The following is a 12,451-nucleotide window of genomic DNA, read 5'->3' as shown; positions in this document are numbered from 1 at the left end:
GTGTTTCCGATCGGCGATGCAGGTGTCGCAAAAAAGCGAATTTGCGGCGTTCTAGCGCCGTTTTTCCCGTTGCACCAGACCACAGACCGCCATAGACCCGTCCGTGGGACACCCTTCCCCAACGAAGGGCGCATATCTGGAAGGATAGCATCAATGGCTAACCAAAAACCGTCCGCGCGGCCGGCTAATCCGCGTTTTTCTTCTGGCCCCTGTGCCAAACCCCCCACCCATAATCTGGCAAAACTGGCCTCCGCGCCTCTGGGACGCTCGCATCGCGCAGCCCCTGGCAAGGCAAAACTGCTGGAAGCGATCGAGACGACGCGCGACATCCTCGGCGTGCCCGACGATTACCGCATCGGGATCGTACCGGCCTCCGACACCGGCGCATTCGAAATGGCGATGTGGTCGCTGCTCGGGGAACGCCCGGCAGAGATGGTCGCCTGGGAAAGCTTTGGAGCGGGTTGGGTCACGGACGTGGCCAAGCAGCTGAAAATCGACCACACCGTGCACACAGCCGACTACGGCGAGATCGTCGACATGGCCGCGCTGAACTATGATAACGACGTGTGCTTTACGTGGAACGGCACAACCTCCGGCGTGCGCCTCCCATCAGGCGATGTCATCCCATCGGACCGCAAGGGGCTGACTCTTTGCGATGCGACGTCTGCCGCATTTGCTGTCGATTTGCCTTGGGACAAGCTCGATGTCACGACCTTCTCCTGGCAGAAGGTGCTGGGCGGCGAGGCGGCGCACGGCATGCTGATCCTGTCGCCCCGTGCGGTCGAGCGGCTGGAACATTACACGCCACCCTGGCCGATGCCAAAGATTTTTCGCCTGACAAAAGGCGGCAAGCTGATCGAGGGCATCTTCAAAGGCGAGACGATCAACACGCCCTCGATGCTCTGTGTCGAGGACTACCTGCAATCGCTGGAATGGGCCAAATCCGTGGGCGGCTTACCCGGCTTGATCGCACGGGCAGATGCCAATACGGCCGCCATAACGGCCTTTGTAGAGCAACATAACTGGATCAACTTCCTCGCAACCGATCCGGCGACACGGTCGAATACATCGGTCTGCTTGAAATTCGCCAGTGACGATGTGACCGATGGTGCCGCTTTTGCCAAAGCAGTGGCCAAGCGGCTGGCGGACGAAGGCGTTGCACTCGATATCGGCGCTTACCGCGATGCCCCCGCAGGCCTGCGCATCTGGTGCGGCGGCACGGTGGAGACCTCGGATATAGAGGCGATGCTGCCCTGGGTCGCATGGGCTTTCGAGGCCGAAATCGAAGCACAATTGGCGTCGGCATAACCTGTCGGCCTACCCCATCCTGACATACTAAAGTTTCAAGAAATGGAGCCCCAAATGGCCCCCAAAGTACTCATCTCCGACAAACTCTCGGAAGCCGCCGTGCAGATTTTCCGTGACCGCGGCATCGACGTGGATTTTCAGCCCGATGTTGGCAAGGATAAGGAGAAACTCGCCGCCATCATTGGCGACTATGACGGTCTCGCGATCCGATCCGCCACCAAGGTGACGGAGAAGATCATCGCAGCGGCGAGCAACCTCAAAGTCATCGGGCGCGCTGGAATCGGCACCGACAACATCGACAAAGAAGCAGCCTCTAAAAAGGGCATTATTGTCATGAACACGCCCTTCGGCAACATGATCACCACCGCTGAACACGCGATTGCAATGATGTTTGCGGTGGCCCGTCAGATACCCGAAGCCTCCGCCTCGACCCATGATGGTAAATGGGAAAAATCCAAATTCATGGGGGTTGAACTGACCGGCAAGACTTTGGGTGTCATCGGTGCTGGTAATATCGGAGGTATTGTCTGCGACCGGGCCCGGGCGCTCAAAATGAAGGTGCTGGCCTACGATCCCTTCCTCGGTGAGGAAAAAGCCAAGAAAATGGGCGTGGAGAAAGTTGATCTGGACGATCTTTTGGGCCGTGCGGACTTCATCACCTTACACGTGCCCTTCACCGACCAGACCGCGAATATCCTCAGCGCTGAGGCAATCGCCAAAACCAAGAAGGGCGTGCGGATCATCAACTGCGCGCGTGGCGGACTGGTTGACGAAGAGGCTTTGGCCGAGGCGCTGAAATCCGGCCATGTCGCGGGCGCAGCCTTCGATGTTTTCGCCAAGGAACCGGCCAATGAAAACGCGCTGTTCCATCTGCCCAATGTAGTTTGCACCCCGCATCTGGGTGCTGCCACGACCGAGGCGCAGGAAAATGTCGCCCTTCAGGTCGCCGAACAGATGTCTAACTATCTCTTGACTGGCGCTGTGGAAAACGCGCTTAACATGCCGTCTGTCACAGCTGAGGAAGCCCGCGTGATGGGGCCTTGGGTGAAATTGGCAGGCTATCTGGGGAGTTTCACAGGCCAGATGACCGACGAACCCATCAGGGCAATCAATATTCTTTATGACGGCGTTGTGGCGGACATGAACCTCGATGCACTCAATTGCGGCGTTATTGCGGGGATCATGAAAAAGGCCAACCCGGATGTGAATATGGTATCCGCACCCTTTATCGCCAAGGAACGCGGCATTCAGATATCAACAACCAATCAGGATAAGTCGGGCACATTCGACGGCTATATGAAGGTGACTGTCGTGACGGCGAAACGGGAACGCTCGATCGCGGGCACCGTCTTTTCCGATGGCAAACCGCGTTTCATCCAGATCAAGGGCATCAATATTGATGCGGAGGTCGGCGCGCATATGCTCTACACCACCAACAAGGACATGCCGGGGATCATCGGGACGCTGGGGCAAACGCTGGGGGATGGTGGCGTGAACATCGCCAATTTTACATTGGGGCGCGCCGAGGCCGGCGGAGAGGCTATCGCCCTTCTTTACGTGGATGAAGCCGTGCCAGCGGAATCGCGTGCAAAGCTTGCCGAAACCGGGCTTTTCACGCAAATCAAACCACTTGCCTTTGATGTAGCCTAAAGCACTGTGCCGCAGGAATTGTGCTTGCGGCACGTCACCATCCACCTTTTGGAAAGCCACGTGAAATGACTGGACCAATTTACGCGATCGGGGACGTGCATGGCCAACTCGAAGAGTTGCACCGTGTGTTGGCTTTGATCGAGGCGGACGGCGGCACGGACGCTCAAGTGGTCTTTGTGGGTGACTATGTGGATCGTGGGCCCGATAGCCGGGGTGTCGTGCAATTCCTGTTGGATGCGCGGGTCGCGGGCCGGAACTGGATCATGCTCAAAGGCAATCACGATCGCTATCTGACGCGTTTTCTGGATCATTCGATTGTTCACGATCCCGCCACCCGGGCAGATTTGTCGTGGTTCAACCCGCGTCTGGGCGGAGACAAGACGATGGCCTCGTACGGCGTGCCTGCGGAAGAGGAAACACCTCTTGGCGAGATACATGCCGCGGCCATACAGGCGGTTCCGCAATCTCACCGGGACTTTCTGAATGAGCGCCCATTGATGCACATCACCGATGACTTGGTCTTTGTGCACGCTGGTATCCGACCCAAGGTGTCTTTGGAGGACCAGATAGAGGACGATCTGATCTGGATCAGGCAACCCTTTCTGGACTATCGCAAGCCCCATGATCGTCTTGTCGTGCATGGGCATACGGCGCTGGATCATCCGGTGCATGCTGGCAATCGTGTCAATCTGGATGGCGGTGCCGGCTATTTTCGCCCCCTTCACGCCGCTGTCTTTGAAGGCACAGAATGTTGGTTGCTGTCAGCGAACGGGCGCATTCCGTTGCGGCCATAGAGCGGCGATAATCATCATCCATCCCAATGCGCCCTGACTGTGATGGCTCAGATTGGCATCCGATGTGAAGGTCAAAAGGCGCAGAAGATGCATGGGACCAGGTGCGGTTTTGACGATCCATTGCACCGGAAGCCCGTCAAACAGAATCAGGTAGTAAAAATAGTAGATTTGCGGGGAAAGCCAGACAAAGAGCCAGAACGCAACAAGCGCCAACGCGCAGCGCCAGACCCAAGCGCGATGCCGTGCCAGTCGCGATGCGCCCCAGATCATCACAAAGGATAGAAACGCCGATACCGCAGCCAGCCCGATCTGCCCGACCGTCGAGAGGGTGAAAAAACTGTCCTGCCCGTACAGCGCGCCTACCCCGTCCAATCCAGAACAACCTTGCCGGATTGCCCCGATTTCATGGCCGCAAATCCGGCCTCGAAATCATCAACCCCGAACCGATGTGTGATCACGCGGCTGACGTCCAACCCGTTCTGCAACATGGCGATCATCTTGTACCAGGTCTCGAAAATCTCGCGCCCGTAGACACCCTTGATCGTGATCGCCTTGAAGACGATGCGGCTCCAGTCCACGGGACTTTTGCCCGGCGGAATACCCAGCATCGCGATCCGCCCGCCCATGGTCATGGCATCCACCATCTGATCCAGCGCCCGCTGGTTTCCGGACATCTCCAGACCAACGTCAAAACCCTGTTTCATCTTGAGCTGTGAAACTGTCTCGGCCAGATCGGCTTCTGCGACATTGACCGGCACAACGTCAGTGACACGCGCGGCAAGGTCCAGACGGTCGGGGTTTATGTCCGTGATGACAACGTGTCGCGCACCCACGTGACGCGCCACCGCCGCCGCCATGATCCCGATGGGACCGGCACCGGTTATCAAAACATCCTCACCCACCAGATCGAAGCTGAGTGCTGTGTGCACCGCATTGCCCAAGGGATCAAGAATAGCCCCGATATCGTCGGAAATCTCATCCGGCAGCGGCACCACATTAAAGGCGGGCAGCTTGAGGTATTGCGCAAAGGCGCCCTGTTCATTAACACCGATGCCGCGCGTGGCGGGATCGAGATGGAACTTGCCTGCGCGGCTCTGTCGTGAGGTTTTCCCGATCAGATGCCCCTCGCCGGAGCATCGCTGACCAATCTCCAGATCACTCACGTTCCGGCCCAGTTCAACGATTTCACCCGCAAACTCATGACCTGTAATCATAGGCACAGGCACGGTCGCTGACGCCCAGTCGTCCCAATTCCAGATGTGAATGTCGGTGCCACAGATACCCGTCTTGTTGATCTTGATCAGCACGTCATCCGGGCCGATTTCCGGAACGGCGGCATGGGTCATCCAAAGCCCCTCGCGCGGGTGCAGTTTGGACAGCGCTTTCATTTCGTTGGTCATCAGATTACCCCACAGGCTTTGCCCGCAACCTCAAAGGCACGCAAGGCGCGGTCCAGATCGTCACGGCTCAGTGCTGCGTTCATTTGCGTGCGGATACGTGCCTGCCCCCGTGGCACAACGGGAAAGAAAAACCCTGACACAAACACCCCTTCTTCAAATAATCTGGCTGCCATGTCCTGCGCCAGTTGCGCCTCACCCAACATGACCGGAATGATCGGATGCTCACCGGGCAAGAGCGAAAACCCCAGCTTTTCCAGCCCCTCACGCCAATAGCGCGCATTCTCAAAGAGCCGCGTCCGTAAATCATCGCCGTGTTCCACAAGGTCCAGTGCTTTCAGCCCCGCAGCCACAATGGATGGCGGCAAGGAGTTGGAAAAAAGATAAGGCCGCGCGCGCTGGCGCAACAGATCAATGATGGGTTGCGGCCCGGCAATATAACCACCAATCGCCCCGCCGAGCGCTTTGCCGAGCGTGCCTGTCAGGATATCGACATCGACACCCGCGTGGGCTGGTGTCCCTTCACCTTTGGGGCCCATGAACCCGGTCGCGTGGCAATCATCGACCATCACCATGGCATCATATTTCGCGGCGAGCTCGTTGATTTCTGGCAGCTTTGCCAGATAGCCGTCCATGCTGAAAACACCATCTGTCGCGATGAGAATAAACCGTGCGCCGTCTTCACGCGCCTGCCGCAGCTGACCTTCCAGATCATCCATATCGGAATTGGCATAACGGTATCTTTTGGCTTTACAGAGCCTGATACCATCAATGATTGATGCATGGTTGAGCGCATCCGAGACAACAGCATCCTCAGGGCCAAGGAGAGGCTCGAAGAGCCCGCCATTTGCATCGAAACACGCAGCAAAAAGAATGGAATCGTCCTTGCCGAGGAACCGGGCCAGTTTCTGTTCCAGTTCCCGGTGAATATCCTGCGTGCCACAAATGAACCGCACGGAGGCCATGCCAAATCCGCGTGGGTCCATCGCGCTCCTGGCGGCCTCGATCAGGTCAGGATGATCCGCCAATCCGAGGTAATTGTTGGCGCATAGATTAATGACCTCACGCGGGCCGACCGAGATTTGCGCGCCTTGCGGAGAGGTAATCATGCGCTCGCGTTTCAACATGCCGTCGGCCTCGATCTGCGCGAGCGTTGCGGTGATGTGGTCGAGGTATTCCTGCGTCATGATAGCGACTCCCTTTCTCCGTTCCGTCTAACATAGTGGACAGAAATCCGAAATAGGGGATGTTCACAATAGCGGAAAAATTCCGTGATCCCGGAAATCACGCGTCCTGAACCACCAAAAACACGCGGACATCGCCCCCGTTGGCGGCAATTCGGTGAGGCACATCTGCTGCATATCGCGCGGTGTCACCCGCTTGCAAAACGCTGTTCGCCTCCCCGCTCGTTACCGTCACCGACCCTTCTATCACCGTCAGATGTTCCCTGGCCCCACGGGTATGCGGCTGGCTGTCGAGCGACCCGCCATTCGCAATGGTGATCTCGTAGACCTCATGTTTGCCGGCCTCTTCGGGGGGCGAGAGAATGCGAATACGACAACCGGACCCGAGATTATCAATGGTGGGCACGTCGGCTGCGCGCAATGTTTCGATTTGCGGCGCGGAAGGCGCGCCATCCAGCAGACCGGCAAAATCGACCTGCAAAGCGCGCGTCAGATTCCAGAGCGTTGCAATCGTCGGGCTGCTTTCGCCGCGTTCAATCTGGCTGACCATAGATCGTGACACACCGGAAAGCCTGGCAACAGCGTCCAGAGACAACCCCTGCTCACGCCGCGCGTCTTTCAGGCGGGCAGGCAACTGGTTCAGGATGGCATTATCGGAATCCGTCATGTCGGAGGTGTCGCCGATATCAAGGATTCTGTCAATTGAGCGATGCCCCCTGACGAAACGTCGCTGCTGACAATCACGCCAAGCGGTCCCATAGTCGATAACAACGGAAAGGACATTCTCATGACCCAAGACATCGTAATTCTGGACGGCGCACGCACGGCAATCGGCACCTTTGGTGGCGCGCTGGCAGGAACCGCCCCCATTGAACTAGGGTCCGTTGCGGCCAAGGCGGCGCTGGCCAGGGCCGGCGTGGAGGGCGCGCAGATCGGGCATGTCGCCTTTGGTCACGTGATCAATACCGAACCGCGGGATATGTACCTTAGCAGAGTTGCGGCCATGCAGGCGGGTGTTCCGGACACGGTTCCGGCGATGAATGTCAATCGGCTCTGCGGCTCGGGTGTTCAGGCGATCGTGTCGGTGGTGCAGTCGCTGATGCTAGGGGACGCAGACTTCGGGCTCGCGGGCGGTGCCGAAAACATGTCCCGGTCGCCTTTCATCGTGACGGACCAGCGTTGGGGGGCCAAGATGGGGGACATCCGCACGCTCGACATGATGCTGGGCGCCTTGAACTGCCCGTTTGGCACGGGGCATATGGGTGTGACAGCGGAAAACGTTGCCAAGGAAAATGACATCACCCGGCAAGAACAGGATGCATTTGCGCTGGAAAGCCAGAAACGCGCTGCTGCCGCCATCGACGCGGGGCATTTCGCAAGCCAGATCACACCGGTCGAGGTGCGCGTCAGACGGGACACTGTGGCCTTTGAGCGCGACGAGCATCCCAAAGCGACCACAGCCGAGGCTTTGGCAGGGCTGCGCGCGGTATTTCAGAAAGACGGCAGCGTGACGGCCGGAAATGCCAGCGGGATCAATGACGGTGCTGCGGCGCTTGTCCTCGCGACGGCGGAGGCAGCAGAAAAAGCGGGCCTGAAACCAAAGGCGCGCGTATTGGGATATGCGCACGCCGGGGTGCGTCCGGAGGTTATGGGCATTGGTCCGGTGCCTGCGGTCCAAAACCTATTGGCCCGAACCGGGCTCAGCGCCGAAGATTTTGACGTGATCGAAAGCAATGAAGCCTTTGCCGCCCAAGCCCTCGCCGTCAGCAAATCGCTGGGATTTGACCCGGCCAAAGTGAACCCCAACGGCGGGGCCATCGCTCTGGGGCATCCGGTTGGCGCAACAGGTGCTATCATCACCGTCAAAGCGCTTTATGAACTGGAACGCCTTCAGGGGTCAAAAGCGCTGATCACCATGTGTATCGGCGGCGGCCAGGGCATTGCACTAGCAATCGAGAGGCTCTGATCAGAAGACTTGATCAATGAGGATCAGGCAGGTGGCCCCGCCCACACCGATGGAAACGCCCAGAACGACCGCCAGAAAAATACGCTCACCAAGGCCACGGCCGCGCGGCGCTTCGTCCAGATTACTCTGGCGGACAAGGGCTGCCTCGACCATCCCCGGCATGCGTGGTCCGAAACGGGCCACAACGCGCGCGGTTTTTGCCAGATCCGACAGCACCGCCTTGGGACCGATGGACTTGGAAATGTAGTCGCTGACGATGGGTTTGGCCACTTGCCAGATATTGATCTGAGGGTTGAGCGACCGTGCGACACCTTCAACAACCACCATCGTGCGCTGCAACAGAATAAGCTCAGTGCGGGTTTCCATGCCGAAGCGCTCTGTTACCTCGAAAAGGTAATTCAGCAAGCGCCCCATGGAAATATGCGTGGCATCCATGCCAAAGATCGGCTCACCCACGGCGCGCAAGGCCCGCGCAAATTCATCCACATCCTTATCGGCGGGCACATAACCGGCCTCAAAATGCACTTCGGCCACGCGTTTGTAATCCTTGCGGATAAATCCAAACAGGATCTCCGCGTAGACGCGGCGCGTATATTCATCAATGTGGCCCATGATCCCGAAATCATAGGCGATCACGTTGCCATTCGGCGCAACCTTAAGGTTGCCCTGATGCATGTCCGCGTGGAAATACCCATCCCGCAGCGCGTGATTGAGAAAAAGCTGCAAGACCCGTTCGCTGAGCAGCACCCGGTCGTGCCCGGCGGCATCAATCGCGTCATTGTCACCCATCGGCGCGCCGTCCGCCCATTCCAGCGTCATCACGCGGCGGGCAGAGTATTCCCATTTGACCAGCGGCAGTTGGAACCCTTCATCGTCCTTCGTATTGGCGGCAAATTCCGAGGCCGCCGATGATTCCAGACGCAGATCAAGTTCGCCGCGTACCACACCGTCGAAATGCTCGATCACTTCCATCGGGCGCAACCGACGGGAGCCGGGTGAGAAAATCTCAACCATGCTGGCCGCCAGGTAAAAAGCGTCGATGTCCTTGCGGAAGGCCTTTTCGATGTTCGGACGCAGGACCTTGACGGCGACCTCTTCACCCGTTGTAGCCAACGTTGCCTTGTGAACCTGCGCTATCGACGCGGCAGCAACGGGTTCACTGAAAGCGGAGAACATCTGATCCACCGGCAGGCCCAGTTCCCGTTGTACCTCCGCCTTGGCTTCTTCGACCGAAAAGGGTGGCAGTTTGTCCTGCAATACACGCAATTGGATCGCCAGTTCATCTCCAACAACATCCGGACGCGTCGAGAGGATTTGGCCAAACTTGATATACGCAGGCCCCAGTGCCGTCAGCGCGCGTGTGGCGGGCGGCATATTCGGATCGCCCTTGTAGCCCAGCCATTTGAACGGCAGGCCCAGCGCACGGGCGAGAAAACGCAAGGCAGGCGGCGCTTCAAAAGCGTCCAGCACAACCTGCATGGCGCCCGTGCGTTCCAGCGTGGCACCAGTACGGATCAGCCGCCAGATGTTGTGAGGGCCGCGCACGTCAGAGTTTCCAGCCCGAATGCAGGCAGGCCACACCCATGGTCATATTGCGATACTTGGCGTTCTCGAACCCGGCATCACGCACCATCTGCAGAAATGTTTCCTGATCAGGGAAGTTGCGGATCGATTCCACCAGATATTGGTAGCTGTCACGGTCGTTTGCGATCATCTGCCCCATGCGCGGGATCACGTTGAAACTATAAAGGTCATAGGCCTTCTGCATCATCGGATTGGGCAGCTGACTGAACTCCAGCACCATCAGACGCCCACCCGGACGCAGGACGCGAAACGCCTCTTTCAGGGCATCCTGCGGGCGCGTTACATTCCGGATGCCAAAGCTGATGGTATAGACATCAAATGAATTGTCGTCGAAGGGCAAGGCCATGGCATCGCCGACCACCCAATCGAGACTGTCCTGCATCTGCTCGGCTTCGGCGCGCTGGCGACCCGCGACAAGCATCTGCTCGGTCAAATCCAGTACCGTTGCATGACCTGATCCCGCGCGTTTAAGAAACCGGAAGGAAATATCCCCGGTGCCCCCCGCCACATCCAGCAGCCTCTGCCCGATGCGCGGCGCCAGCCAGTCCATCATTGCGTCTTTCCACAGCCGGTGAATGCCGCCCGACATCACGTCATTCATGATGTCGTATTTGCTGGCCACGGAACTGAAGACGCCCTGAACGCGTCCGGCTTTTTCGCCTTCGGGAACGGTTTCAAACCCGAAATGGGTGGTTTTGTCGCTGTGATCAGTCATCGGCTCTTGTGGTCCTTGCGGTTCGGACTTTGTTATAGGGTTCTGGGTGCCATGCACAATGCGGCCCTTTGGCCACAGGGGTGAATATGCCGGAGCTACCAGAAGTCGAGACCGTAAAACGCGGCCTCACACCCGCCATGGAAGGGGTCATCATTGCGAAAGCTGAGGTGAACCGACCTGATCTGCGTTGGCCTTTCCCCCCCGACATGGCCGTCCGGTTGACCGGTCAGCGGGTTGAGCGGCTGCGCAGGCGGTCGAAATACATTCTCGCGGATCTCGGTTCCGGCGAAACGCTGCTGATCCATCTGGGGATGTCCGGGCGGATGCTGGTTTCGGGGGATCCCTTGGGGCAATTCGCCCATAATCATCCCGCGCCGCAAAAGCACGACCATGTGGTACTGCACATGGGAAATGGTGCGCGCATCACCTTCAATGATCCGCGCCGGTTCGGCGCAATGGACCTTCTGGAGACCGCAACAGCAGATGCACACAAGCTTTTAGCCGTCCTCGGGCCCGAGCCATTGGGCAATGATTTTCACGAAGCGCATCTGATTTCCGCTTTCAAAAACAAGCTGAGTCCCGTCAAATCGGCACTTCTCGACCAGCGTATCATTGCCGGGTTGGGCAACATCTACGTTTGTGAAGCGCTTTTCCGGGCCAAAATCAAACCGACACAAAAAGCCGGAAAACTATCTAAACCTAAGGTTGCAAGTCTCGTTCCCATCATCCGAGACGTTCTGTCGGAGGCCATCGAGGCTGGGGGATCTTCCTTGCGGGATTTCCGCCAAGCTGATGGAGAACTTGGATATTTCCAGCATAGCTTTGATGTATATGGCCGCGAAGGAGAACCCTGTCGCACCCCCAATTGCCCTGGCGTCATCAAGCGAATCGTTCAGTCCGGACGCTCATCTTTCTATTGCGCGCAATGTCAAAGATAGCTTGAACCCAGCAAACTGCGTGTTACAGACTCGAATTTCCTGACAACAACCGAGAGCTTCCTTAATGGCCTATGAAACGATCATCGTTGAAATAGAGAACCATGTGGCCCAGATCACGCTGAACCGGCCAGATGCCCTGAATGCCCTGAATGACGAATTGATGAAGGAACTCGCAAATGCGCTGAGTGCGGCACAGGACAACGAAAAAGTACGCTGCATCATCATCACAGGGTCGGAAAAAGCTTTCGCCGCAGGCGCGGATATCGCGATGATGAAGGACAAGAGCTTTGTCGAAGCCTTCTCGGGTGATTTGTTCACGCCCGAAACCGACCAGATCATGCGGGTGCGTAAACCGATCATCGCGGCTGTGTCCGGCTATGCCTTGGGTGGCGGGTGCGAACTGGCGATGATGTGCGATTTCATTATCTGCTCAGAAACCGCGAAATTCGGCCAGCCCGAGATCAATCTGGGCGTTGTTGCCGGGATCGGTGGCACGCAACGTCTCACGCGCATCATAGGCAAGTCCAAGGCCATGGACATGAACCTCACGGGCCGCTTCATGGACGCTGAAGAAGCTGAACGATCCGGCTTGGCATCTCGCGTGGTGCCTTGCAAGAAACTGCTGGAAGAAGCCCACGGTGCCGCGCAAAAAATTGCAGAGAAATCCATGGTGTCGGTGATGGTGGTGAAAGAAGCCGTCAACCGTGCCTATGAGGTGCCCCTGCGGGAAGGGCTTTTGTTTGAACGCCGCATGTTCCATTCGCTCTTTGCCACCGAGGACCAATCCGAGGGCATGTCAGCCTTTCTGGAAAAACGCGAAGCGCAGTTCCGCGACAAGTAGAGTGGCACGCTGCGGTTGGATTCCGACTGCGCTGCACCCAGATGCCCGCATTCAACATTGATTTATGATTTTAT

The 12,451-nt window shown here is 57.8% G+C and carries 12 protein-coding genes; 6 read left to right on the top strand and 6 right to left on the bottom strand.

Going from position 1 to position 12,451, the window contains the following annotated elements; translation table 11 throughout:
• Nucleotides 1-153: 153 nt before the first annotated feature.
• The 3 genes from Q0802_RS08415 to Q0802_RS08405 all read left to right on the top strand — a co-directional run bounded on the left by Q0802_RS08415 (nucleotide 154) and on the right by Q0802_RS08405 (nucleotide 3,752).
• Nucleotides 154-1,308, top strand: a complete 1,155-nt coding sequence (locus Q0802_RS08415; protein ID WP_298916393.1) for a phosphoserine transaminase — start codon at nucleotides 154-156, stop codon at nucleotides 1,306-1,308.
• Nucleotides 1,309-1,362: 54 nt separating this feature from the next.
• On the top strand, nucleotides 1,363-2,958 hold the full coding sequence (serA, locus tag Q0802_RS08410) for a phosphoglycerate dehydrogenase (RefSeq protein WP_298916390.1): 1,596 nt from the start codon (nucleotides 1,363-1,365) through the stop codon (nucleotides 2,956-2,958).
• Between the two features lie 65 nt (nucleotides 2,959-3,023).
• Nucleotides 3,024-3,752, top strand: coding sequence for a metallophosphoesterase family protein (locus Q0802_RS08405; RefSeq protein WP_298916386.1), 729 nt, complete (start codon nucleotides 3,024-3,026; stop codon nucleotides 3,750-3,752).
• Here the strand turns inward: Q0802_RS08405 and Q0802_RS08400 are convergent.
• From Q0802_RS08400 to Q0802_RS08385, 4 genes are all read right to left on the bottom strand, one after another.
• Nucleotides 3,720-4,124: a hypothetical protein gene (locus Q0802_RS08400; RefSeq protein WP_298916383.1), complete on the bottom strand. Its 405-nt coding sequence runs from the start codon at nucleotides 4,122-4,124 to the stop codon at nucleotides 3,720-3,722. The genes Q0802_RS08405 and Q0802_RS08400 overlap by 33 nt on opposite strands.
• Nucleotides 4,112-5,152: an L-threonine 3-dehydrogenase gene (gene tdh / locus Q0802_RS08395; RefSeq protein ID WP_298916378.1), complete on the bottom strand. Its 1,041-nt coding sequence runs from the start codon at nucleotides 5,150-5,152 to the stop codon at nucleotides 4,112-4,114. Before tdh ends, Q0802_RS08400 begins: the two co-directional genes overlap by 13 nt.
• Nucleotides 5,152-6,336, bottom strand: coding sequence for a glycine C-acetyltransferase (locus Q0802_RS08390; RefSeq protein ID WP_298916375.1), 1,185 nt, complete (start codon nucleotides 6,334-6,336; stop codon nucleotides 5,152-5,154). The genes tdh and Q0802_RS08390 overlap by 1 nt, the downstream gene beginning before the upstream one ends.
• A 97-nt stretch (nucleotides 6,337-6,433) precedes the next feature.
• Nucleotides 6,434-7,000, bottom strand: a complete 567-nt coding sequence (locus tag Q0802_RS08385; RefSeq protein ID WP_298916372.1) for an XRE family transcriptional regulator — start codon at nucleotides 6,998-7,000, stop codon at nucleotides 6,434-6,436.
• Between the two features lie 120 nt (nucleotides 7,001-7,120).
• Here Q0802_RS08385 and Q0802_RS08380 point away from each other — a divergent pair, with 120 nt between their 5' ends.
• On the top strand, nucleotides 7,121-8,299 hold the full coding sequence (locus Q0802_RS08380) for an acetyl-CoA C-acyltransferase family protein (RefSeq protein WP_298916368.1): 1,179 nt from the start codon (nucleotides 7,121-7,123) through the stop codon (nucleotides 8,297-8,299).
• On the opposite strand, the gene ubiB is transcribed toward Q0802_RS08380, so the two are convergent.
• Together ubiB and ubiE are read right to left on the bottom strand one after the other, a co-directional pair.
• A complete protein-coding gene (gene ubiB, locus Q0802_RS08375; protein ID WP_298916365.1) occupies nucleotides 8,300-9,844 on the bottom strand; it encodes a 2-polyprenylphenol 6-hydroxylase in 1,545 nt (514 codons plus the stop codon).
• Nucleotide 9,845: 1 nt separating this feature from the next.
• Complete coding sequence (gene ubiE, locus Q0802_RS08370) at nucleotides 9,846-10,598, bottom strand: bifunctional demethylmenaquinone methyltransferase/2-methoxy-6-polyprenyl-1,4-benzoquinol methylase UbiE (RefSeq protein WP_298916362.1); 753 nt, start codon at nucleotides 10,596-10,598, stop codon at nucleotides 9,846-9,848.
• A gap of 86 nt (nucleotides 10,599-10,684) precedes the next feature.
• Between ubiE and mutM the strand changes: the two genes are divergently transcribed.
• The gene (mutM, locus tag Q0802_RS08365) at nucleotides 10,685-11,536 is read left to right on the top strand and encodes a bifunctional DNA-formamidopyrimidine glycosylase/DNA-(apurinic or apyrimidinic site) lyase (RefSeq protein ID WP_298916359.1); all 852 of its coding nucleotides are present in this window, start codon (nucleotides 10,685-10,687) and stop codon (nucleotides 11,534-11,536) included.
• Nucleotides 11,537-11,600: 64 nt separating this feature from the next.
• Nucleotides 11,601-12,377 (top strand): enoyl-CoA hydratase, encoded by a 777-nt coding sequence (locus Q0802_RS08360; RefSeq protein ID WP_298916356.1) that lies wholly within the window; start codon nucleotides 11,601-11,603, stop codon nucleotides 12,375-12,377.
• Nucleotides 12,378-12,451 lie beyond the last annotated feature (74 nt).

Origin of the sequence: uncultured Roseobacter sp. (assembly GCF_947495275.1) — a bacterium.
Taxonomy (GTDB): Bacteria; Pseudomonadota; Alphaproteobacteria; order Rhodobacterales; family Rhodobacteraceae; genus Roseobacter.
The sequence above is the reverse complement of the archived record's forward strand: the minus strand, read 5'-3'. Positions and strand labels throughout refer to the sequence as shown.

Coding starts and splice junctions, on each gene's coding strand:
- Q0802_RS08415 (WP_298916393.1), top strand. CDS start 154: ATGGCTAACCAAAAACCGTCCGCGCGGCCGGCTAATCCGCGTTTTTCT.
- serA (WP_298916390.1), top strand. CDS start 1,363: ATGGCCCCCAAAGTACTCATCTCCGACAAACTCTCGGAAGCCGCCGTG.
- Q0802_RS08405 (WP_298916386.1), top strand. CDS start 3,024: ATGACTGGACCAATTTACGCGATCGGGGACGTGCATGGCCAACTCGAA.
- tdh (WP_298916378.1), bottom strand. CDS start 5,152: ATGACCAACGAAATGAAAGCGCTGTCCAAACTGCACCCGCGCGAGGGG.
- Q0802_RS08390 (WP_298916375.1), bottom strand. CDS start 6,336: ATGACGCAGGAATACCTCGACCACATCACCGCAACGCTCGCGCAGATC.
- Q0802_RS08385 (WP_298916372.1), bottom strand. CDS start 7,000: ATGACGGATTCCGATAATGCCATCCTGAACCAGTTGCCTGCCCGCCTG.
- Q0802_RS08380 (WP_298916368.1), top strand. CDS start 7,121: ATGACCCAAGACATCGTAATTCTGGACGGCGCACGCACGGCAATCGGC.
- ubiE (WP_298916362.1), bottom strand. CDS start 10,598: ATGACTGATCACAGCGACAAAACCACCCATTTCGGGTTTGAAACCGTT.
- mutM (WP_298916359.1), top strand. CDS start 10,685: ATGCCGGAGCTACCAGAAGTCGAGACCGTAAAACGCGGCCTCACACCC.
- Q0802_RS08360 (WP_298916356.1), top strand. CDS start 11,601: ATGGCCTATGAAACGATCATCGTTGAAATAGAGAACCATGTGGCCCAG.